The sequence below is a fragment of the Ekhidna sp. genome (genome assembly GCF_965228795.1).
Taxonomy (GTDB): Bacteria; Bacteroidota; Bacteroidia; order Cytophagales; family Cyclobacteriaceae; genus Ekhidna.
In genome coordinates, this window is sequence record NZ_OZ245839.1 from 1465332 (window position 1) to 1489748 (window position 24417).

General features: G+C 41.1%; 16 protein-coding genes. 8 read left to right on the plus strand and 8 right to left on the minus strand.

Annotated elements, in window-relative coordinates; translation table 11 throughout:
- From ACQK2H_RS06820 to dinB, 5 genes are all read right to left on the minus strand, one after another.
- On the minus strand, positions 1 to 918 hold the full coding sequence (locus ACQK2H_RS06820; RefSeq protein WP_425390707.1) for a PorP/SprF family type IX secretion system membrane protein: 918 nt from the start codon (positions 916 to 918) through the stop codon (positions 1 to 3).
- Positions 915 to 7547, minus strand: a complete 6633-nt coding sequence (locus ACQK2H_RS06825; protein ID WP_425390708.1) for a tandem-95 repeat protein — start codon at positions 7545 to 7547, stop codon at positions 915 to 917. The genes ACQK2H_RS06820 and ACQK2H_RS06825 overlap by 4 nt, the downstream gene beginning before the upstream one ends.
- 76 nt (positions 7548 to 7623) lie before the next feature.
- Positions 7624 to 10611: a DNA polymerase III subunit alpha gene (locus ACQK2H_RS06830; RefSeq protein ID WP_425390709.1), complete on the minus strand. Its 2988-nt coding sequence runs from the start codon at positions 10609 to 10611 to the stop codon at positions 7624 to 7626.
- Positions 10577 to 11050 (minus strand): endonuclease domain-containing protein, encoded by a 474-nt coding sequence (locus tag ACQK2H_RS06835; protein WP_425390710.1) that lies wholly within the window; start codon positions 11048 to 11050, stop codon positions 10577 to 10579. The genes ACQK2H_RS06830 and ACQK2H_RS06835 overlap by 35 nt, the downstream gene beginning before the upstream one ends.
- A gap of 90 nt (positions 11051 to 11140) precedes the next feature.
- Entirely contained in the window at positions 11141 to 12346 is a 1206-nt protein-coding gene (gene dinB, locus ACQK2H_RS06840) for a DNA polymerase IV (protein WP_425390711.1), read from the minus strand.
- A 139-nt stretch (positions 12347 to 12485) separates the two neighbouring features.
- On the opposite strand from dinB, the gene ACQK2H_RS06845 reads away from it, so the two are divergent.
- The 6 genes from ACQK2H_RS06845 to ACQK2H_RS06870 all read left to right on the plus strand — a co-directional run bounded on the left by ACQK2H_RS06845 (position 12486) and on the right by ACQK2H_RS06870 (position 18637).
- Positions 12486 to 14417 carry a YfiR/HmsC family protein gene (locus ACQK2H_RS06845; RefSeq protein ID WP_425390712.1) on the plus strand — a complete coding sequence of 644 codons (1932 nt, stop codon included), beginning with the start codon at positions 12486 to 12488 and terminating at the stop codon, positions 14415 to 14417.
- A complete protein-coding gene (locus ACQK2H_RS06850; protein WP_425390713.1) occupies positions 14410 to 14784 on the plus strand; it encodes a response regulator in 375 nt (124 codons plus the stop codon). The genes ACQK2H_RS06845 and ACQK2H_RS06850 overlap by 8 nt, the downstream gene beginning before the upstream one ends.
- Before the next feature lie 78 nt (positions 14785 to 14862).
- On the plus strand, positions 14863 to 15231 hold the full coding sequence (locus ACQK2H_RS06855; protein ID WP_425390714.1) for a response regulator: 369 nt from the start codon (positions 14863 to 14865) through the stop codon (positions 15229 to 15231).
- 93 nt (positions 15232 to 15324) lie between these two features.
- The gene (locus tag ACQK2H_RS06860) at positions 15325 to 16611 is read left to right on the plus strand and encodes an oxygenase MpaB family protein (RefSeq protein WP_425390715.1); all 1287 of its coding nucleotides are present in this window, start codon (positions 15325 to 15327) and stop codon (positions 16609 to 16611) included.
- Positions 16608 to 17288, plus strand: coding sequence for a DUF6989 domain-containing protein (locus ACQK2H_RS06865; RefSeq protein ID WP_425390716.1), 681 nt, complete (start codon positions 16608 to 16610; stop codon positions 17286 to 17288). Before ACQK2H_RS06860 ends, ACQK2H_RS06865 begins: the two co-directional genes overlap by 4 nt.
- Positions 17289 to 17314: 26 nt before the next feature.
- Complete coding sequence (locus ACQK2H_RS06870) at positions 17315 to 18637, plus strand: sensor histidine kinase (protein WP_425390717.1); 1323 nt, start codon at positions 17315 to 17317, stop codon at positions 18635 to 18637.
- Positions 18638 to 18702: 65 nt separating this feature from the next.
- Here ACQK2H_RS06870 and ACQK2H_RS06875 read toward each other — a convergent pair whose 3' ends face one another.
- The gene (locus ACQK2H_RS06875) at positions 18703 to 19248 is read right to left on the minus strand and encodes a hypothetical protein (protein ID WP_425390718.1); all 546 of its coding nucleotides are present in this window, start codon (positions 19246 to 19248) and stop codon (positions 18703 to 18705) included.
- An 85-nt stretch (positions 19249 to 19333) separates the two neighbouring features.
- Here ACQK2H_RS06875 and ACQK2H_RS06880 point away from each other — a divergent pair, with 85 nt between their 5' ends.
- Entirely contained in the window at positions 19334 to 20047 is a 714-nt protein-coding gene (locus ACQK2H_RS06880; RefSeq protein ID WP_425390719.1) for a hypothetical protein, read from the plus strand.
- Positions 20048 to 20087: 40 nt separating this feature from the next.
- Positions 20088 to 20603 (plus strand): hypothetical protein, encoded by a 516-nt coding sequence (locus ACQK2H_RS06885; RefSeq protein WP_425390720.1) that lies wholly within the window; start codon positions 20088 to 20090, stop codon positions 20601 to 20603.
- Between the two features lies 1 nt (position 20604).
- Here ACQK2H_RS06885 and ACQK2H_RS06890 read toward each other — a convergent pair whose 3' ends face one another.
- Together ACQK2H_RS06890 and ACQK2H_RS06895 are read right to left on the minus strand one after the other, a co-directional pair.
- The gene (locus ACQK2H_RS06890; RefSeq protein ID WP_425390721.1) at positions 20605 to 23589 is read right to left on the minus strand and encodes an ATP-binding protein; all 2985 of its coding nucleotides are present in this window, start codon (positions 23587 to 23589) and stop codon (positions 20605 to 20607) included.
- Positions 23590 to 23700: 111 nt separating this feature from the next.
- Positions 23701 to 24366, minus strand: a complete 666-nt coding sequence (locus ACQK2H_RS06895) for a flavodoxin reductase (protein WP_425390722.1) — start codon at positions 24364 to 24366, stop codon at positions 23701 to 23703.
- Positions 24367 to 24417 lie beyond the last annotated feature (51 nt).

Here is a 24417-nt window from a genome sequence, read left to right on the forward strand (position 1 = left end):
TCAGAAATATCTTGGGCTGGTTAATTTGTACTTGGTGAATTTAAACCTAAAGTTTAAAAGCAACTCATGGGTACTTATTCCCACGCCCCGTAATGAACTATTTCCTATACCATAGGCATACCCTAATAATAGCTGATCGGAGAGTTTTATTTCTGAAAGAAAATTTATTCCGGGGAACCTGTAGGAGAGACCAACCCAAAGTAATTCTTCTAATTGCACGTTGCAGTTAATATCCAGGTCAGAAATTCTTCCATCCGTAACTTTCACAAGAAAGTTAGGTTTGATCCTTATAGATGGATTCGCAACATGAATATATCCCCCGTGAAAAAGCATAGGGACTGACTGAAATACCGTAGCGAAATCTTCCTGACCATCGAATACATTGTTCATCATATGAGGCATTGAGACTCCCAGAAAAAAGAGCTTATTCATGTAAAAAGCACCCGCACCAATATTCATCCGGGTTTGATTGATGTCTGTATTGAAATATGGATCATCCGGGTTGAGGCTTTTTAACTTGGTATAGTTTGCATTGTAATTAATAAGCCCATACTGCATACCGAATGATAATGAGTGTTCTCCATCATTATCAAAAAATATTCTATATGCGCCGGCGGCATGAACTCCGGTATTGTTAATAATTCCAATCTTGTCGCGAATTATTAAAGCCCCTCCCGATATGTTTTTTTGCCATAAAGGTGAGTGTATAGAAAGCGTTTGGGTGTTGGGAGCACCTTCCAGGCCAATATTTTGAAACCTGCTTATGAATGAAGCGCTTAGTAAGTTGTTTGCACCTGCAAAAGCTGGATTTATAGCTAAAGGATTGAACATATATTGAGCCAGACTGGCTGTTTGCTGCGCTATTGCTAAATAGCTCACACATAGAATAAGGCCTGCTAATATGCTTTTTCTAATCAATTCTCAGTCCCTCTTAGTACAACAAATCCTCCAAACGTCCCCGCCTCACCAGCAGAGATTCGATAAAAATACGTTCCCTCTGGCAGTGTGTTATTTGAACCGGTATTTGAATTACCAATCCAAACCTTGTCCTCATTATTGTAACCGTTGATTTCAAAAACCAGGTTATTATATCGATCAAAAAGTGTCACTGTATTGTCGGGATAAAAGTCAATACCCTCTATGTGCCAGTAGTCATTCATGCCATCTCCATTAGGTGAAACCGTTTGATAAATTGTGAAGGGATTATCGTCAATCCTAATAATCATTTTTCCAAACGCAGTGAGAGATGGACTACCTAAATCTTCCACAATGTAAATCAGTGAGTCTATGCCTCTAAAATTCGCATCGGAAACGTAAGTAATGGTTCCATCCTGAGAAATAGTGGCTACTCCCCCCATAGGTTGTTTCTCAAGTGTGGTACGTAATTGTAATTCGTCACCATCTAAGTCATAATCATTCAGCAGCACATTTATGGATTTGCTTTCCTTTCTCATGACCATCAAAGTGTCGGGTCGTGTTTCCGGTGCATCATTAATGTTTGCCACATTGATGTTAATAAAAACTGTTGCGGCTGCAGGAGGGGTGCCATCGTCTTGCACATCAACCTGCCACAAAACAGCGCCATATACATTTTCTTTAGGTTCAAATGTGTAACAAAGACTTGTTGTTCCTTCCGTTAATAGTCCACCACCGGATAAATTCGTTATTCCTGTCGTGGAAACATTATTACCCTCCGGGTCAGTGTATTCCAGGCAGATATCCAGAGGAGTATCTTCCATAGCATCTATAGTTATACTGTTAACCTCAATACCATTTTCAATAAAAATTGGAGGGTCATTTACATCGAGTACTTCAACGTTGATCGTACCAGTTGCGCAAATAGAAGGATCATTCGCATCGCAAATAGTTACTTCTATTTGATCTGTTCCAAGAAAATCATCAGCGGGGGTGTACTCAAAACACATATCATCTGCTGTGCCATTGGCAATGGTTGCGCTGGTAGAAGATGTTCCAGATTTAAATATGTGGGTATCACCTTCTATATCAGATACAGTTACGCATAGTGTGGTTGTTTCTTTTTCGAGTACTTGTAAGGTCAGTTCATCAACAATAGGAACATCATTAACAGGATCAACAGTCACAGTAAAAGTCTTAGAAACGGTGTTATTACTAGTTTCTCCATCATCGACGGTTACGGTGATGGTAGCAGTTCCCGATTGATCGGATACCGGGGTGTAAGCCAGCGATCCCGTTGCATTGGGACTGGAATAAGTCACTGTCGGGTTCGGAATTAAAGCCGTGTTGTCAGAAGTGGCTGTTACTGTGAGTGTTTGCGACTCACCACCGCCAGGGGTGATACCACTTAGACTAACCGTTTGCTCACCTGCATCCTCATCGATGGCTGCCGGATCAGAAATGTCTGCGAGCGTCGGTACATCATTGATGGCATTGACGGTAATCGAAAGGTCGAACGGATCAGCATCTATTGTTCCATCATTTACGGTCACAGGGACTGTTAGTGTTCCATTGAAATCATCGTCAGGGGTAATGGTGTTACCAGCCACGGTATAATTGGTTCCGGTATTTACGTTCAGGGTAAAATCATCGGGATAGGTATTGTCCGGGTCGGTGACGGTTAAATCACCCAACCCGATGGTCAAATCTGTTTCTTCATCCGTACTCAAAGCAGACTGAGCAGTGATGACCGGTTTATCATTGATGGCATTGACGGTAACCGAAAGGTTGAACGGATCAGCATCTATTGTTCCATCATTTACGGTCACAGGGACTGTTAGTGTTCCATTGAAATCACCGTCAGGGGTAATGGTGTTACCAGTCACGGTATAATTGGTTCCGGTATTTACGTTCAGGGTAAAATCATCGGGATAGGTATTGTCCGGGTCGGTGACGGTTAAATCACCCAACCCGATGGTCAAATCCGTTTCTTCATCCGTACTCAAAGCAGACTGAGCAGTAATGACCGGTTTATCATTGATGGCATTGACGGTAACCGAAAGGTTGAACGGATCAGCATCTATTGTTCCATCATTTACGGTCACAGGGACTGTTAGTGTTCCACTGAAATCATCTGCAGGAGTAATGGTGTTACCAGCCACGGTATAATTGGTTCCGGTATTTACGTTCAGGGTAAAATCATCGGGATAGGTATTGTCCGGGTCGGTGACGGTTAAATCACCCAACCCGATGGTCAAATCTGTTTCTTCATCCGTACTCAAAGCAGACTGAGCAGTAATGACCGGTTTATCATTGATGGCATTGACGGTAACCGAAAGGTTGAACGGATCAGCATCTATTGTTCCATCATTTACGGTCACAGGGACTGTTAGTGTTCCACTGAAATCATCTGCAGGAGTAATGGTGTTACCAGCCACGGTATAATTGGTTCCGGTATTTACGTTCAGGGTAAAATCATCGGGATAGGTATTGTCCGGGTCGGTGACGTTTAAATCACCCAACACGATGGTCAAATCCGTTTCTTCATCCGTACTCAAAGCAGACTGAGCAGTGATGACCGGTTTATCATTGATGGCATTTACGGTAACTGAAAGGTTGAACGGATCAGCATCTATTGTTCCATCATTTACGGTCACAGGGACTGTTAGTGTTCCATTGAAATCATCGTCAGGGGTAATGGTGTTACCAGCCACGGTATAATTGGTTCCGGTATTTACGTTCAGGGTAAAATCATCAGGATAGGTATTGTCCGGATCGGTGACGGTTAAATCACCCAACCCGATGGTCAAATCCGTTTCTTCATCCGTACTCAAAGCAGACTGAGCAGTAATGACCGGTTTATCATTGATGGCATTGACGGTTACTGTAAAAGTTTTGAAAACGGTATTGTTGCTTGCCTGATCATCATTGACGGTTACGGTGATGGTAGCAGTTCCCGATTGATCGGATACCGGGGTGTAAGCCAGCGATCCCGTTGCATTGGGACTGGAATAAGTCACTGTCGGGTTCGGGATTAAAGCCGTGTTGTCAGAAGTGGCTGTTACAGCGAGTGTTTGCGACTCACCACCGCCAGGGGTGATACCACTTAGACTAACCGTTTGCTCACCTGCATCCTCATCGATGGCTGCCGGGTCGGCAATGTCTGCGAGCGTCGGTACATCATTGATGGCATTTACGGTAATCGAAAGGTTGAACGGATCAGCATCTATTGTTCCATCATTTACGGTCACAGGGACTGTTAGTGTTCCATTGAAATCATCGGCAGGAGTGATGGTGTTGCCAGCCACGGTGTAATTGGTTCCGGTATTTACTGTCAGGGTAAAATCATCGGGATAGGTATTGTCCGGGTCGGTGACGGTTAAATCACCCAACCCGATGGTCAAATCTGTTTCCTCATCCGTACTCAAAGTAGACTGAGCAGTGATTACAGGTTTATCATTGATGGCATTGACTTCCACAGTAAATGTTCGAGTGACAATATTTAGTGAATCAACACCATCATCAACGGTTACCGTGATGACTGCCGTTCCAGACTGATCAGCTACTGGAGTGTATGCTAAAGATCCAGTTGCATCAGCACTAGCGTATGTTACCGTAGGGTGCGGGATTAAGGCGGTATTATTGGAAGTAGCAGCTACTGTCAAAGTTTGAGATTCTCCACCACCTGCAGAAATGCCTGAAAGATTAATCGTTTGTTCGGCAGCATCTTCATCGATCGCTGTAGGATCAGTAATCGTACTGAGTGTAGGATAATCATTAACAGCCTCAATATTTAAGGTTACAGTAACCATATCTGTTAAATTTCCTGTGCCATCGTCTTCAATAGTGATTGTCCATACAGATGGAATTCCATTTTCATCAGCAACTGGTGTATATTCATAGCAGAACTCTGTTGCATCTGCTACTAATGTTCCATTTCCTGATACATTAACAATTGATTTGGTACTTACATTATCACCGTCCTCATCAACTACAGAAAAACAGAAAACCTTCACTGAATCCTCGAATGTTTCAACAGTCATGGTTTCAGAATCGATTCCCTTCACATAAATAATTGGACTGTCATTGACGTCTATTACTTCTACGTCAATCGTGGTTGTGGCACAGACGGTGGGATCAATACTATCACATATGGTTACTTCCACTTGATCAGTCCCAATAAAATCATCAGGAGGAGTATAATCAAAGCAAAGATCATCGGCAGTACCATCAGCCACAGTTCCTCCATTCGCAGAGGTTCCTGAAGTAAACTCATGTGTATCACCCTCCACATCCGTAATATCTGAAGGATCAATACATAGTTGGGTAGTTGTCTTTTCGTCGGCAGATTCGGTTGAAGGAGTTATTACAGGAGGATCATTGACTTCATCAATTGTTATTGTAATATCTACTGGAGTTGCATCGCAGTTACCAACTGCATCGCACACGGTTACTGTGACTGTTTCTGTTCCATTAAAATCATCATCGGGAGTGTATTCGAAGCATAAGTCTCCGGTTATTGAAATACTTCCATTCGAAGGAGTGGAAATGTTATCAATGGTTACCAAATCCCCATCTGGATCACTTACTGTGATACAAACTTCAACTGTTGAATCTTCATTCGTGGTGACGTCAATTCCATCTACAATAGGATCTCCATTTTCATCCACTACATCAGGTGGAAGGTTGACATCATCTGCAAAAGTGATGAAATGCTGAAAATGAGAGCTAGAGTTAGTGCCATCAGATACCCAAAAGAGAACTCTTCGGGAATCATAGTCAGCAGTGCCAGGAGGATTGTACTCATAATCAATGCTATTGAGAGCCGTTGCATAATCTGCTAAATCTGCAGTGCCTGAAAGTGATAAAACCCCGGTTGTGGAATTGTAAGATCCAGTTATGCCCAGTTGATCTGTAAATAGTAACTCATCGCCATCGACAAAAGAACTATCTAAAGAAAGCACTACCTGAATAGTTGCAGCAGTCAATTGAGCATCGTCAGCATCTGTAATAGACATGGTTGAATTTACATTAAGTGGAGGGGATGCTGGGTATTCGGTAGAGCCGCTTGTACCCGCTATTACCGGAGCATCATTTTCAGCAGAAACAATAATGTCCCGTAAAAAGGGATCACTATCTTCCGTTCCATCATTGATAATAAATGTCAAGGTTCTGGTTGATTCTACGGGATCTTCACTGCTGTTAGAATATGCTACACTTTGAAGTGCTGTATTATAATCATCAACTGTAGCATCACCGGTTATTGTCATGGTGGCAGTTCCGGCATCATAGCTTCCGGTAAGGCCTAATTGGTTAGTAAAAGTCAAGGCATCTTCTGTCGATTCATAACCACTTGATATTTGTATAGTGGCATACACGAAATCCAAATCTTCATTATCACTTGCCGTAACTCCAGGATCTACAGGTACAGCTCCATCATTTTCAGTATATGCCAAAGCTATGGCAGTACCACCAATGGTTGGTTTTGTATTGAGAACGACTACAGCAAAACTGACTTGAGATCCGGATGCTTGGGAGTCACAATTTCCAGGTATTTCTGCTACAGCAACAACAGAATCCCCTTGACTTAGAGGTAATGTCAAGGTCACACTCCAAAGACTGTCTGAATCAACCTGAGAGGTGTCAGATTCAACTAATGCATCGTTGATATCATATACATCAATATATACATCAGCTTCAGGGGCTGCTTTTCCTGAAATTACATTATCCCCTTCTTTCAGCGGGGTTTCAAGTTCAGGTTCCGGGGTTGACCCAGATGCAAATCCGCCTCCACCGTCCTGGAGCTCACTAAAAGGAACCGGACATTGATTGGATGCAAGATCTTCAAATGCACATTCGATACAGCCGGCATAATCATCATCGTTTACTCCTCCTATGTCTGATACACTACCACCAAGTGCACAGGTTGCAGAAATGTTGGTGAGCACGGCAAACTGAAGTTCACTATTGACTGTAATACCAAATTCAGTGGTAAGATCCCCAAACGGGACAAAGAAATCATAGAAGTAATCTTCATCGCCACAACTTACTTCATCCGCAATTGATAGCTGAAAATTACTCGATAGATCGTATTGTAACACTTCGGTAGGACAACCCGTGGCTCCATCAATGTCATACACAAGAATTCCTTTAGAGTTACTCTTTATAAGAGTTATATCTATTTCAAATCCTAGATTTGATGTATTGAAGTTATCATCTGAAGACCCAATGGCTCCATCTGTATCAATTAAAACGGTGTAAGCCTTTACAGCAGGGTTTTCGGCAGCCAGACGCAACCTAAAAATAAGGTTGTTGTTTCCATCTAGTACAGCATATGCAGCCTGGCCTTCTGAGTCTACGGTTAGATCAGTGGAGCCGCAATTGGGTCCTGCTTGTGTATCATTTAACGCGTCTCCATCTCCGAAGATTGGCAATGCAAACATGGTAAATTCAAACTCATCTAGGTAATAACCATCATTGGAGAATCCATCTGTATCGAGGGAAACATACCCATCCCCATTAGGATCCATCACACTTGTACTAGCAGCAGTGATGATTTGACCCCTCTGGGAAGTAGCATTGAGGGCGTACAATGCGATACAAATAGTTAGCAGCTGGCGAAAGCTAAGCATAGTAGTGGCAGTTAGTGCCACTAAAACTACTCAAAAACATCGGTTTTAAATAGGTAATTAATTGATATTCATCGAATTACTGTTTCGAAATAGCCCTTACCGTACCCTTAGAAACTTCCTCCAGATTGACAAAATTAATCTTCTCCATAAAGGTTACCTCCAGGCTATAGAAATCAAACTCCTCTACCACTTTGCCAATCAAGCGGTAGATTCCCCTGCCTCGAAACGGATACCTGGCAGCTGTTTGAGGAAAATGTACCGTATCAATAAACTGACCCTCTCGATCAATAAAAGTCCCAAAGTTCATGCGCTTACCTGTGGATGTACCCGTATTTTTTATGGTGACCAGGTACCCAAACATCTCCACTTGCTGGTTTTCATGCTTAGCCAGATCTTTAGATAATACGCCCACTCGATCCAATGCCACCAGGTCAAATGGATTGCATAGTGGAAATCCGAGTAAGTCCATCTCATCAAAGGCGTCTTCTCTGTTATCATGATGGAGAGGAGGGAGCGCCCACTTTTTGATAGGCATATTGAAGAGGCCACCTTTGGCTCGGCTAACACCGGCACCCATGGTGAAATGCACTTGCCATAAGATGTCTTTCTTTGGGCCGAATGCTCGTAAAGCACCTACCCGAACGAGGAGTTTGATTTGCTCCAGCGACAGGTTAACACGATTAATGAAATCATCCAGATCTTGGAATATTCCGTTTTTTTCTCGCTCTGCAATGATCGCATCCATTGTCGTGTGGTTTAAGTCCTTAACCATTCCAAAACTGAGATAGATGGTTTTTCCATAGATCACCGTGAGTTCTTCACTATGGTTTACACACGGAGCTTCAATCTGTGCGCCACACATTCGTGCTTCATGTATGTAAAATTCAGTTCGATAAAAGCCACCTCCATTATTAACGACAGCCACCATGTATTCCAGCGGGTAATATGTTTTGAGATACAATGCCTGATAGCTTTCTACAGCGTAGGATGCGGAGTGTCCTTTTGCAAACGCATATCCGGCAAAGCTTTCTATTTGTCGCCAGATGTCTGCGGAAAGCTCATAGGAGTGCCCTAAGTCTTTGCAGTTCTGAAAAAACTTATCCTTTACTTTCAGAAATTCGTCCCGCGAACGGTACTTACCCGACATTCCTCGTCTGAGCATATCGGCTTCACCAAGATCCAGCTTCGCAAACAGGTGTGCCACTTTGATCACATCTTCCTGATAAACCATCACGCCATACGTATCCGGCATAATATCCTGAAGCACCGGATGGGCATCTTTCCTTCGTTCGGGATGTCGGTAGCGAAGGATGTACTCTCGCATCATTCCGGATTTTGCCACTCCCGGTCGGATGATAGAGCTTGCAGCTACAAGCCCCAGGTATTCATTTACTTGCAGCTTTTTCATGAGCATGCGCATTGCTGGCGACTCGATATAAAAGCATCCGATCGCATCTGCGTTTTGTAATCGGTAGTTGAGCTTGGGGTCGTTTTTGAACGACTTGAAGTTGTGAATATCTACCTCCGGATCATCCGGGCAGTTTCGTTTGATCACATCAAGTGTGTCCCGAATCTTTCCTAGTCCACGCTGACTCAGGATGTCAAACTTGAACAAGCCCACATCCTCTGCGACTATCATATCGAAGTGAGTGACCGGATAGCCTTTTGGAGGTAAGGAGGTAGCGGTAAAATAGTGTATCGGTTTTTCAGCGATAAGTACGCCTCCCGCATGAATGCTGAGATGGCTGGGAAAATCAATCAATCGCTCACCATACCTTCTAATCAACCTTCCAATGTGGTCTAAATCTCGTTCTTCTGTTTGCGCTACTTTCTCAATCTCGTGAGGCGGCAAGCCAAAGACCTTACCGAGCTCCCGGATGATGGCCCTGCTTTGAAATGTGCTATAGGTGGCAAGAAGTGATACCTGGCCGTTTGCCCCAAAGCGCTCAAAGATGTACCGTGTGATGTCGTCCCGATCTTTCCATGAGAAGTCAATGTCAAAATCAGGTGGATTTTGTCTGAAGAGGTTAATAAATCGCTCAAAATATAGATCCAGATCCACAGGATCTACATCTGTTATACGCAAGAGATAGGCGACAATGCTGTTTGCGCCACTTCCTCTCCCCACATAATAATACCCCATTTTACGAGCGTATTGAAGGATGTCCCAGTTCACCAAAAAGTAAGAAACAAACCCCTTAGACCTGATCAGGTCAAGCTCCATATCCAGTCTGTCGAGGATTTCTTTTTTAGGGTTATCTCCGTATCGGTAAGGCAGTCCTTCATGGCATAGCTCGGTGATTTTTCGAATGTCATCTTCCTCTGATTCTCCGTATACTTTGAGGTTTTGGTGATTTACCGGGTCGTTAAAATGAAATTCAATGGAGCATTGTGCAAGTAGTTTTTTTGTGTTTACGATGATCTCTGGGTAATCTTTGTAAGATTCAAAGAGCCGACCAATCGGGTACATGGTGTCATCAGGATCACCTTCTTCACTCTTAGGTAGTTTGCTGAGTAGCGTGTTGTTATCGATGCTTCGGAGTAACCGATGCATGTTAAAATGAATCTTATTTTCATCCCCGCCTTTGAAAGAGACTGTTTGCAGGATCACGAGTTTGTTCAACTGATTCACCCATGGTGTTCTGGGTAGCTTGATAATGTCCTTGGGTCTCACACCCAAAAACTCATTTTCTCGGAGAGGAAGGTTAAATGATTTGTGAAAGGGATAAACTACAAAGGCTTTTTTGAACGATGGCGCCTGACCGGGAAAGTCTGTTTTGTGGTGCAGGTGGTACGACAGGTATTCATTCAGCTCCTGAAAACCGTCATTATCTTTTGCAATTCCTACAAACTGCTGTTTTGCTCCATTTCTAAAGTCAATTCCAAGTATTGGGCGAATATCAAATTCCGGAGCTAATCGCACAAAATTGAGGCACCCCGAAGTAGAGTTGATATCTGTAAGTACAAACTCATTGATCCCACATTTCCGAGCGGTAGCAAGGAGGTCTTCCTCAGACAGAGTGCCAAATTTAAAACTGTAATATGTGTGGGTGTTGAGGTACATATAATTGAAAACTCACCCCGCCTTCCTTCGTCAGGCACCCCTCTCTAATTTTAGAAGGGGAAGGGGGAGCGTTAAAAGAGTTTTTAATTTTTTTTAGAACTGATTCTATATCCTGCTCTACCTCACCGTTTTTAAATCTCAATACCTTCAAACCTTTTGCAAAAATTATGAGATCACGTTGTTGGTCATAATTTTTTTGAAAATCATGAATTTTCCCATCGATCTCGATTACAACCTTTTTTTCTGCGCTATAGAAGTCTGCAATAAAGAAATAGTCTTTTCCATATTGCTGATATGTGATTGGGTGTTGTCTGAAGAATTTTACTCCGCTAAGGTTTCTGTTTCTTAGGTTTCTCCAGAGTAGATTCTCAGATGGAGTTTGATTTTTTCTAAGCTCTCTGGCAAGAGATTTTATTGTGTTCCAGTAGTTTTTATTCATTATTTAAATTTTAAGAACTCACCCCGCCTTTCTTTCGAAAGGCACCCCTCTCTAATTTTAGAGAGGGGAGGGGGAGAGTTAATCCCCACATCACCCTACCTTCGAAACCCGCATATCTCCTTTGAAAGGATTAAATGTCCGCATGGCATTTACACCGAGCGATTTTGCTCGTACCACAGATCGGTCTCCGTGTTTTTTTCTGAGCCAATCCATCTCCTGATACAGGTTTATGATCTCACCGGTATCCTCAAACAAGTTGATTTGGTAGTTGCCATGCACCAGACTGCTAAAGCGCACACCTACCAATCTCACGAGCAGCCTGCGATCGTACAGTTTTTCAAAAAGCTCGATCACCTTGGGAATCAAAATATGGTCAGCAGAGGTGTAAGAGATGCGAATTTGCTGCGTATGAGTGTTGAAGTCTGAATAACGAATTTTTACTGCAACACAGGCTGTCAGCTTACTTTCTTCCCGCAACTGATAGGCGAGGTGCTCTGTCATGGCCAAAATGATTTCCTTCAGTCGATGAACATCCGTGGTGTCCTTATTGAAAGTCTTCTCGGTCGATATGGACTTTCGTTCAGAATAAGGAACGACCGGAGAATGATCAATACCATTGGCCTTTTCCCACATCATCGCACCATTCTTTCCGAAAATCTGGAATAGCATGTCGCGTGGCATCTCTTGCAGGGTTTGTACCTTTCTTACACCAAGTCCCCGAAGTGTTTGATAGGTTTTTTCCCCAATCATGGGGATTTTTTGTACCGGCAGAGGTGCCAGGAAGGATTTCTCTTTTCCGGACTGGATCCAAATTTTATTATTTGGCTTTGCCTCTCCTGTGGCCACTTTTGACACAGTTTTGTTGATAGAGAGACCGAATGAAATAGGAAGACCGGTATTGTTAATCACACGTTCCCGCAGTTCTGAAGCCATTTTGAAGCATCCAAAAAAGCGATCCATTCCTGTGAGATCCGCATAAAACTCATCAATGGATGTCTTTTCAAATACGGGGACATTTTCTTTAATGATTTCAGATACTTCCATGGAAAACTTGGTGTAATCAGCATGACTTCCCTTGATGACAATCGCCTCGGGACATAGTTGTGTTGCTAATTTCATTGGCATGGCAGAGTGGATACCAAACCTTCGGGCTTCATAGCTGCACGCTGCTACCACTCCTCGATCACTTGAACCACCGATCAAAATTGGTTTTTCATTCAAACGACGATCACGTAATCGTTCTACAGACACAAAAAATGTGTCTAAATCCATATGCAGAATGAAAGAATTTTCCATAAATCAAAATTACTAATATTTTTAGTAAAATGTATCTCTATGAGAATCCGTTATTTATCTAATCTTGAGCTTGTCTTATCTAATTGCTGGTATGAACCCGTATAAAATCACTATATTTCGCTTTGTCACCAGTCCTATAATGAAGGTTAAACAGGCAATAATATTTTTACTTGCAACGCTTTTGGTGGGTCAAATTGCTCATGCTCAGACGGATCGTCAAAAGCAACTAGTGGCAAGCACCTACTCAATCATTAAGAATATTGAATGGCCACAAAAATCGACTCCATTTAAAATTCATGTCATCACTACAGATGAGGATCTGAAAACTGAGTTTAGAAGTACGAGTCAAACTCAGAAACTGGCTGGAAGAGATGTTCAGGTAGGATTTACCAGCTATGTGATAATCCCGCAGGATGCGGATGTGATTTTCGTAACAAATCGATACAATGCTACTATACCTACGCTGCTCGATCGAATAGGAGGCAAATCAATGCTTCTGATCACAGACCGATACGATAAACAGCGGGATGTGATGATCAACTTCCTGAATAGTGCTGCCGGAGGGCTCACGTTTGAAATCAATCGCGCTAACGTGATCAATCAGGGATTGAAGATAAAGCCGGGAATGAACGACCTGGGAGGGTCGGAAGTAGATCTGGCGAAGATATTCAAGCAGGTCAGGGATTCAGTTCGGGCCATGGAGTTGAGAGCGGAAGCATTAAAAGAGCAATTCGATACCCTTAATATGAATGTTGCAATTGCTCAAAGAATTGGTCGACAACAACAATTGTTGATGGCCGAAAAAGACGAGGAGATAGATCAGAAAGAAAAAGAAATTGAGAAACAAAATAGCTTACTGGATAGTCTTAGGGATGAATTTGCTGAATCAGAACAAAGGTTGATTGCTTTAACCACGCAATTGGACGAACGAGAACAAGAACTAGATGTATTGACAGAAGAAATTAATATTCAAAAAGATCAGGTAGCAGAAGGAAATAAAACACTTGATGAACAACAGGAACGTATTGCAAAGCAGAATGAAGAAATAGCTCAGCGTGAGGAACGGCTGGATGAGATGTCCAATGTGGTCAACTCTCAACAAAGTGCGCTGGTCTTTTTGATTCTGTTCTTAGTCGTGGTTGTCGTTTTCTTATTTCTTATTTTCACAGCTTATCGTGCCAGAAAGAGGGCTGCCAGAAAATTGGCAGAGCAAAAAGAAGATCTTGCGAATCTGTTGGAAGAGCTTCAGGAAACACAGTCTCAACTGGTACAATCCGAAAAGATGGCCTCTTTGGGTACGCTTACTGCCGGCATTGCGCATGAAATCAATAATGCGATCAACTTCGTATATTCAGGTATTCATGTGCTCAGTGATAGGTTTGCAGAAATACGGCCGGTGATATCTCAGGTTACTGAGTTAAAAGAAGATGACAGTGACCTCAAGCAATCGATTCAGGATTTGTCTAAAAAGCGAGAAGAGATCGGGTATGATGAGGCTCAAGGAATAATTGATCAGATGATCTCAAGTATCAAAGTAGGTGCAGAACGAACCACTGAGATTGTAAAAGGATTGCGGATTTTTTCCAGATCTGAAACAGAGAAGAAAACAAAAATTGATATACACAATGACCTGGATGTGGCTTTACTGTTGCTCAATAGCCGTCATCGGGACTCTGTGAAGATTAATAAAAAATTTGCTGAGAACATTCCTGAAATTGATGGGTTTAAAGGACAATTAAGTCAGGCGTTTTTGAATATCATCAATAACTCTATTGACGCAGTGATTTCAAAAGGTAAAGACGGAAAAATAGATATCATCACTAATATGAACGGAAAGCATGTCGAGGTTAAGGTTAAGGATAATGGGGTAGGCATGTCAGAAGAGCAGAAACAAAAAATATTTGACCCATTCTACACCACAAAAAATGTGGGCGCAGGAACAGGATTGGGTTTAGCCATAACATATGGTATAGTAGAAAGACATGGAGGAACAATAGCTGTGGACTCACGACCGGAAGAAGGGGCAGAATTTACGATTAAATTACCACTAGCCGAAGAAAGCAATGAATGAAAGTAAGCCTTCATTAATATATCTGGATGACGAAGAGATCAATTTGATCCTTTTTAAAGAAATGTTTAAAAGGGATTTTGATATTGTGACCACCACTTCTCCAAATGATGCCATTGAGCATGTAAAAAGTAATAAGCCGGACTTCATCCTAACGGATCAGTTGATGCCGGTTATGACGGGTGTTGAGTACCTCAAAGAACTCAAAGAACTGGGTGTTTCCAGTCAATCGACCAAAGTGATTATCTCGGGCTACACACAGGAAGGTGATGTGGATGAGGCACTTGAAACCAAACTGATTGATCATTTTGTAAGTAAACCTTGGTCATATCAAAACCTAAAAGACCTTTTGCTCAGTACCCAGGTGTAATTCGTCGAAATGGAAATGATTGTTTTTCAAACTAAATGGGGATTGATTTAAATTTGTTCCTCAACCAGAATGAATATAATGAGTGTGCAAAAACCTGCGGTAATCTACCTAGATGACGAAGAAATAAACCTTCTTTTGTTTAAGGAGATGTTTAAAAAGGACTTTGAAGTCTTCACTACTACCTACCCTGAAGAGGCTATAGATTTTATCAAAAATAACGATGTAGAGTACGTCTTTACAGATCAGCGAATGCCTTTGATGTCAGGTGTAGAATTCTTAAAAGAGTTGGAGGCGATGAACGTTACCACATCTGTAAAAAAAGTAATGATTTCAGGCTATGCAGCTGAGGGAGAAGTAAGCGAGGCGATTGATAAACAACTCATTGATCGATTCATAGATAAACCCTGGACATATGATGGACTTAAAACGGTCATAAGCACCATTTAATAAGCTAATCATCCCAACAAGACATTCACTTTTATCAAAGAAGTAAAGGTGTTAGATTACGGTCTGAACGTAACTAACCTATCTTCTTAAAGGATGAATAATGCCTTTTCAATTGTTGAGATAACCTCAGAGACATTACAAACTTTCAGAGATCAAACAGATCCATTAGCAGATGAGACAGTAGCGGCAATTATCTCATCAGGTGACGAGAAAAAAGTAAATGAGCTCATGATGATGCTTTTCAGAAACGCCAGTTTCAAGAAAGGAATGTTTTCATCACTAGGGGCTGATTTATCAGAATTACTGGATAATTATATTGAGAAAACTGCAGTGCTCCCTGCATGGACAGATCGTGCTAAAATCGCGGATGGACAACAGCTGTTTTCGCTATACGGTCCTGAAATTTTCATGCTTCTGAATGTAAGTTCTTTGCCCATGTGCTATACCTGTGGGAAAGGAGCTCAAGTGCTCTTCGAGACGGGCCGTCTACTTTCACACAATGGCAATATCGACCCCTTGGCTCGGAGACTCATGGAGACTGCCCAGATGGTAGTCAATGTATTGGCTGAGGGAGGACTTGATGAAGGAGGTAAAGGAATAGTAACCTTACAAAAGGTACGACTCATTCATGCCTCTATCAGGCATTTTCTTCAATCAGGGCAATATCAGAGAAAGAGTTGGGATGTGAGTCATTTTGGCCAGCCCATCAATCAAGAAGATTTGTCCGGAACTCTGATGTCATTTGGGCCGGTGATCATTGCCGGGTTGAAGCGACTCAACATTGAGCTATCTGATACCCAAATCGATAACTACATGCATTGCTGGAAGGTGGTAGGCCATCTCATGGGAATTGACCAGCGATTGCTTCCGGATTCATATGAAGACGGGTTTGAGCTGGCAACCAAAATATTGATGCATCAGGCAGAGGAGTCAGAGGCAGGAACAGCGTTGACGGATTCGTGTATAGCATTTATGAATTACTTGATTCCCGGAAATGCTTTCAATGAGGTGCCGCCTTACTTTATTGAGTATTTCTTACAGGACTTCACTGAATCATCTGGGATAAATCTGGCTAAATGTGTGGGCATAGAAAACAAAGAGGATAAGAAAGAGCGCATCCTATTGGCCGTGACCCGATTTATTACAGGAAAACTCAGTCACCTGGAAGAACATCAGTTCGTAAGGAAACTTTCATCTCATTTCAACAAGAAGCTGTTGAATGGCATCATCCATCATTTCAATGATGGCAAACAGGTGCAGTTTTTTATCCCGCCATCTTTGCAGGCAGACTGGGAGCTAGTAGATTCCTGGGAGACGAGACTTGCAACTCCGGGAGTATTGGGTGCAAGGTTGGCACTGCAAAAAAGATCAAAACCATGAATAAGCAAAACAACATTCCGGGCTTAGATAAGCAAACAACCCGATCGATTTTAGCATCATCAGGGGTCCTTATTCTGTGGTCCCTGGGAGCCTCTATTTTTGAAGCCGGACCTGTATCGGCTAGTATAATAACCTATGGATTATACCTTTTTTACTGGTTTTATGCGCTGAAGTTCAAAAACCCTCTGGTATTGCGATTAATTGTATTTGGGACGGTAGCCGGAATCCTGGAATTAGCGACTGATCACTACCTGGTTAGCACCATTGATAGCTTGGTTTATCCCGGTAATGAACTCATGGTCTGGAGCAGTCCAATGTATATGCCTTTTGCATGGTCAAACGTGTTGTTGCAATTAAGTTTTGTAGGTGTTTTACTCACTCAAAAGAAAGGTCTCTTAATTGCTTCTATCATTTTGTGTATTGCCGGGGGAATGTACATTCCACTTTATGAGCATTTGGCAAAAGATGCCGGATGGTGGTGGTATCATCAAAATGTAACAATGATTTTCAATGCCCCTGTATACGTTATTGTTTGTGAAGCATTGATATCATTATCTCTTCCAATTTTAATTTATTACTCAGAGCGTAATAAATTGCAGCGTACCGTATACCTAGGAATAATAGAAGGTATCTGGATCTTGGCAAGTGCTTATATTGCTTTTACTATTGCTAATTAAGCAGTAGCTTTATTAGGATTACCGAAATGAATTTTGCCTCCTTAGTAGATTTTTTTATTCATCCTTCATATCATGAAGATGAACTCTCGTTGCGTAAGGCAAGATTATTTGTTCGTGCAACACTGCTTACCAGTCTATTTTCTAATTCCTACATCTGGTTTAGCGTGCTCTTTGAGTTCCAGTTAGGGATATACCTGATGATCTTTAACGTTTTGGGATTTGTTTTACTAGCTCTGCTCGTTAGAACGCGAACACCCATACTTCTAATTACTAACCTTTATGTACTTGTTGGAGCTGTGGCAGTGGTGGCCCTCACCTATTATTCAGGAGGTATTTGGTCAGCCATTTATCCCTGGATTATCTCTATTCCGGTATTAGCACTACTGGTGGTGAACCGAAATTTTGGTATTGCATGGGGTATTTTGTCCTTTTTGGTCATGGTCTGGTTCGGTTGGCTGGAGATACAGGGAGAGCAACTACCACTTCAATACAATACAGATATGAAAGCAGAGTGGTTTGTATCCGTTTTGCCTGGATTATTGCTCATTATATTGGTCATTTCTGTCGTATTTGAATCCACACAAACGAATGCTCTAAAAAGCCTTCAAAAGCAGAATCAGCAGTTGGCAGAACAAAAAGAGACCATCAGTGATCAATCTAAGCGACTCGAAAAACTAATAGATGACAAAGATCACATCATTCGAATTTTAGCGCACGACTTAAAAAATCCGTTAGCTAATATCACGACGATTTCCAACATTTTGAAAGAGGAAAAGGAACTGGATCAGCAGCGAAAATTTATCGCTATGATTGAGAAAGTCTCTGCTCAGGCACAGGGTCTGGTTAATAATGTGTTAGATATGGCTACCATGGAGCAAGGAGCAATCAGGTTGAAAGCAGAGATGCTCTCTGTGAAGACGGTGGTCAATCAAGCATTGGATTTACTCAGGGAGCCGGCAAAGCAGAAGAACATCAATTTGTTCGTTCATGGCGTTGATGCGATGGTTAACACGGACCAGACATACTTGCAATTGATTTTTGAAAACTTAGTTTCTAATGCGGTAAAGTTCACTCCTCAAGGAAAAAATGTAACTATCAATATTTCCGCAGATCAGGACAAGGTAAGGGTGAAAATAATGGATGAGGGTCCGGGAGTGTTACCGGAGGAGGAAAATCAACTTTTTGAGAAATTCGCAAAACTCAGTGCCAGACCTACAGGAGAAGAAAGCTCTTCCGGATTAGGACTATCACTTGTAAAACGATACGTTGAAGAAATCGGGGGTAAGGTTTGGTTCGAAAGAGGCGATGCTAAAGGAGCCACTTTTGTCGTTGAATTACCTACCGCGTAGTTATTCAATTAAATGCTGGTTAGTGATGTGTTTGACCACATTATCAATGAACTCTTTTTTGAAGGCTATATTCTCTGCCGGGTAATAATCGTACTTGATGCTCGCCATATAACCGTTTCTTCATTTTCTTCGTGCTTTTCTTTGAGATCATAAAGCGTGCCGATCATAAAATACTTGTCCGGTCGCTCATAGTAGTTTGCATTATACGTATGAAAAGAGCGTCTTCTGAAGTATAGTTTTTTAAACCTACCATAGTCTTCAGGCATCATGTATTCATCATCATTTTCGTGCAGAATCTTAATTACCAACACTGCATCTACATTATTTTCAACAATAAGATGGGAGATACTATCCTGATTGTGGTCAAGTTCTGTTATTTCCTGAGGAAATATGTGAAGACCTTCAATCGCCTCAAATCCAGCTTTCTTTAGCTCAGTAACCGCTTCATTTTCATAGAATTTTCTGGTATCCAGTTCGTGAGACAGACCAACTACTACCAGCTTGTTAAAGTGCGTACCCTCGTAGGAGGAACGCTTCCATTCATTGTCAAAATCAGAAGTACATGAAGTCAGAAATGCCAATGCAATGATGAATGAAAAGCGATGAGTCATGTATGAAAAATATATAATTTTCAGGTATTACTTTTGAAAAGAGACTTTTAATTAAAAAGCCGACATAATCACCTACTTGACTAAGATGAGATTTGTCCTGCCTTGCGCTCTGTTATTTATCATCACCTCGGCATATACACAAGACCTGTTGAAGTCTGAAAAGTGGGTGGAATTTTTTACAGAACGACCCTATTTAGAAAAAGCACTCGAAATAGATGACGAAACTTTTTGGGATGTAGATGCCAGGTATACTTATTATACGGCATATCCGGTACTCTTAATTTATGCTGATGGTGGTGCTATTGAAATTGATTGGTCGTATAGTGGGTTGGCAAGTTTGATCAATAAAAAGGAAGCCTTTGAGGATATGGATTTTGAGCGCTATGAGAAAGAAAATGTAGTGTATATAGTTTTTGATGGGTATCTTTTTAAAAATCCAAAGGTGGAAAATGCGATAGATGGAGATTTTATGTTAACCTATGCTGAGGGACCTATTAGTATTTATCGGGAATATTATACCAACCCGATCACCAGGGAAAACATCGAGTCAGGTTATGCTATTTATAAGGAGAGCCAGTTAGTTGATGACTTTTATCTGGGTAAGTTTGAAAAGAAAGCTATGAAGCTCGTTCAAGACTATCCAAGACTAGCAAAAAAAATAAAAGATAGAATAATTGGCTATAGGGAAGAAGATGATGATTTTATACGTATCGCCAATGAATACAATGCTTTGGTCAAGGAAAATAACCCATATCGATACGATGATCATTACCTCAAATTCTGGCAAAGTAAGTTTTAGGGTGCTATGCACTGTTATTGTTTTATATTAGTCACATATCATGAAAAATTTATTTGGCCTATTCCTTTTTTTCCTAAGCCTCGTTGGCGCTGCACAACAAAATGTTGATATCGTAGCAGTTATTGATGATTTGACGGTCCGTTGGGATGAAACGGCCATACGATTAAAAAACTATCAGGGCATTCAGGAGTTTTGCCTAACAGAGGAATATCGAAAGGAAACCATTGAGCTGCTCGATAATATTCATCATTGGGATACCACTCTTTATTTCATTGTGCAGGAAAAGTTTGATACCAGTAAGGATAAAGAAGCAGCAGCTACCTTGTCAGATATTGAAAAACTGGAGACAGAGTATAGCACTGCTAACTTTAAAGCATTCATCTCTGATGAATGCAGTGTGTTAAAAGTGATTCAAGACAGTTTTGATGAAAAGACGGTTAAGCAATACGAGAAGGATATTCGGAAATTTGAGAAAGAACTAGTCAAGTATCTGAATAGCATCACCTATCGTATTGATATTATTGATGAACATATTCATCATTTGGATTTTGACTGATTCAGGCTTTTGGCAAAGCCACGAAAAAGCTAGCCCCTTTGCCTTTTTCACTCTCTACCCAAACATCACCTTTTTGGGCGGTTACAAATTTTTTCACAATCGAGAGACCAAGTCCTGTGGATGATTCATTAGCGGTAGGCTTGGCACTTAGGCGTTGAAATTTCCCAAATAATTTCTCTTTATCATCGGCAGACAACCCTGGTCCCTCATCCTTTATTTCAAGAATTGCCTTATGTTGGTTTTCAATTAGTTTGATAATCACTTTAGATTTTTTCGGTGAAAACTTCAGTGCATTTGAAATAAGATTATCAATTATCTGTTTTGTGAAGCCCTCATCCACATTTCCATAAACATCCATTTCAACCTCTTTGATGATCTGAATTTCCTTCTTTTTAGCATAAGATTCATATTGGTTGGCAACTTGCAGGATCGTATGAGTGAGGTTAACAGATTGTATATTCAGATCAAGTTCTTTCGATTCAATCTGGCTAACATCTAAGATTTTATTGATCATTTCCATCAGGTGTGAGGAAGATAGTTTGATCATTTCCGTCAGCTTTTTATCTGTCTCATTCAAGTCTTCTTTCTTCACTAAATCTGAAGCCGACATGATTTGGGCTAGAGGACTTTTCAAGTCATGAGCAACGATCTGAATCAGATTGTTTTTCTCGTCATTGAGCAACTTTAGGTCCTTATTGGCACTCAGTAGCTCACTTGTCTTTTCATTGATTAGCACTTGAAGCCTGTGGTTCTTACGTCTGTTCTGGATAGCGACGTATGAGTACGTTAAGGCTATGAGTCCAAGTATTCCCAATACAACGATGACCACAAACCAACCGCTATGCCAATACGGCGGGTTTACATCTATGATTACAGAGTTTACATCGCTCCACGTAAAAGGACCATATTTTTTGGCCCTTACCTGAAGTTCATGCTTTCCTGAGGGGAGATTTGAAATTAATATTTCCTGATCCGTATTGATCCAGTCTTTAGATGGATCCAGACGATACTGGTAGTTTACATCGCTTTCCGGGAAGGTAATAGAAGAAACTTCCATTGAAATAAATGATCCATAGTCCATTTGTACCTCCTTATTGGTTGCAGAAGGCTCACCATTTACAGATACTTCAATGAATTTTGGAGTTAAGGTTTCTTTAGACTGAGTCAGCGCATAGGAACTATAACACAAGCCCTGGGAAGTACACACCCATACATCGTTGGTGCTGCTGACCATGATCCCATTTGCGGTAATAGTTCGGGAAGAGAGGCCATAGCTTTCATTGAATAGATCGACAGTGCCATTTTTCAGATCATACATCAAAAGTCCATAGGCATTGGCAATTAGTATTCTTCCGTTTACATACTCCTCTATGGAACGTACAGGCAGGTCTTGAAATTCTTCTCCTAAATTCACCTTATTCAGCGTATTGCCGTCATGCACCAGCAGCCCGACCGAAGAAGCCAGGTATATTTTATCATTTAATGAAGTCAGCCCTGTAATTTCAATATTTGATTTTACTTCAAATCCAAGCGGTGCGCTGATGTTGCTAAACATGGAATCTTCAGGAGACTTATGAAATAAGTAACTGTCATTACCCGAAGAAGCAATATAAATCCCTCTGTCACCTTCTTTCACCAGGTTGATTACACCATCCTCTCCCAGAGGAACGGGGTACTTTTTTAAATCGTAGTTTTGATCAATTTGATAAGAATAAGAATGACCCGGTATAGAAAGCCAGACATTCCCAGATGAATCTTGGGTGATTTCGGTTACAAATCTTCGTTGCTCCCCAAAATCGAACTCTTTTTCAATTACCCCCTGATCATACAAAAAGGCTTTAAAAGCATTGGCAACCCAAAGACCATCGCCGGTAAAAGAGAGGGATTGAAAATAGCCATTTGCAAAATCTAATAATTCGGTATTTTTAGCTGTTTGAGGATTGTATTCAAATAAGAATTGGTCTGTAGCATAATATATATTACCAGTTTCCGGGTCTTCTGTTACTGATTCCATGAAGACATCCTGATCACTGACCGTCTGAAAGAGATTTTCTTTGAGTAGGATCAAACCTTCGTTACTGGAAATCCAGATATCATTTTCACCACTCACATAGACGTGATTTATATTGTTAATTTCATATGGGAGTGCTTCAAATGCGCTAAAATCTGAATTGGCTATGTAATGTTCTTTTCCTCTTGTTGCAATGAAATATTGATCATCGTTTATTGCTTTTACGAATGATACTGATTGAATTGATTTTGCTAAATCAATCGGTTCAAAACCACCATCGGCATCAAGTTCGGACACAAAAAGCCCTTCACTAGCTCCTATCACCAGTTTCTGATCAAATACACCAACATACTCAACCTGACTTGGAAACGAAATTTTATAACTTTCAAATACATCATTTTTAGCATTTAATTGAAATACGTTTCCTTGGAATGAAACAACATATAGATTGCCCACCAAGTCCTCAAAAATCGAGAAGGATCGAAGAAATTGGGTAGTTCTGTCTTTGGAATCAAACTCAAAACGCTTAAAACCATTTTCTTCCAGACGAACTACAGACTGAGCTTCACTCAGCCATAATGCGTTATTCTGATCCTCATAAATTTGCTTAGGATAGGTGACGGAGCTATCGTTTAAAACTCGGGAAACAGGGCAAACAGCATCAAAAGCTATCGTGTCACCTGTATTGTTTATTTCATAAAGATCCAGGTCACCAAAAACCAACAAGCCTCCATTGGATTTTTCGATAAACCCTTTCACATAATTGCTATGCAGGATTTCAGTGTAGCTTTTGAATTTAATACCATCGTAAATGGACAGCCCTTCATCGGTTGCTATCCAGAAAAAACCTAGAGAATCCTGAGCAACAGCCTTGATTATTTCTGTAGGTAATCCTTCCTGAACACCGTATCTCTTGTAGAAATAGCTTTGACTAACAGCACTTATGGTTGAGCATAAGGTTGTTATTAGGGTCATAAGTAGTAAAAAGCTGCGCAAAATGGAAGGTTTACAGGGCCAGACGATGTATCATAAATATATTTAAATCTGCCCAATAGACCAGCGTATTTCGATAAATGACCGGTCAGCTCATTTTTCGAATACCAATGCGTCAGTATTGGCTCCCATTTTTTCTAATAGTTCATTGACATCCTTCACCATTTTATCAGGACCGCATACATAGAAGTTTTGAGAGAAATCTTCAATATGAGTTTTTAGAAACTTCATATCGATACGACCATGTTCGTGACCTTCTACTTTTTCCCTCGTTAGTACAGATGTAAAATCATCTCCTAGCATTTCTTGCAAGTCAGACTCTAAAATGACATCCTTGCCGGTTTTATTAGAAAAGAATAGGCTGTTTCCTACCAGTTCGTTTTTACCAGCAAGGTCTCTTAGAATGGAAATAAATGGGGTGATGCCTGCACCCCCTGCAATGAATGTACCCCTTCCTTTGTAGCTTATAGCTCCCCATGCATCACCTATAATTAGCGAACCTCCTGATACTAATGAATCGAGTGCGTTGGTAACACCATCATGGTCTCTGTATGATTTTATGATAAATTCCAGGTGGTCATCTTGAGGTAGTGAAGTGAATGTAAATGGACGCTTTTTATCTTTAAAATCTGGGAGATCGATGGCCACTTCTGTTGCCTGTCCCGGATCAAATGTGTATCCCTCAGGCTTAGTGGTGGTAATCCGTTTCACATCGTGGGTGAGAGATAATATATCTGTAATTTCTACTTTATGTTCCATAGGATAAGATTTGTTTGCTTACCTTTTAATAAGGACAAATAGTCAGAAATT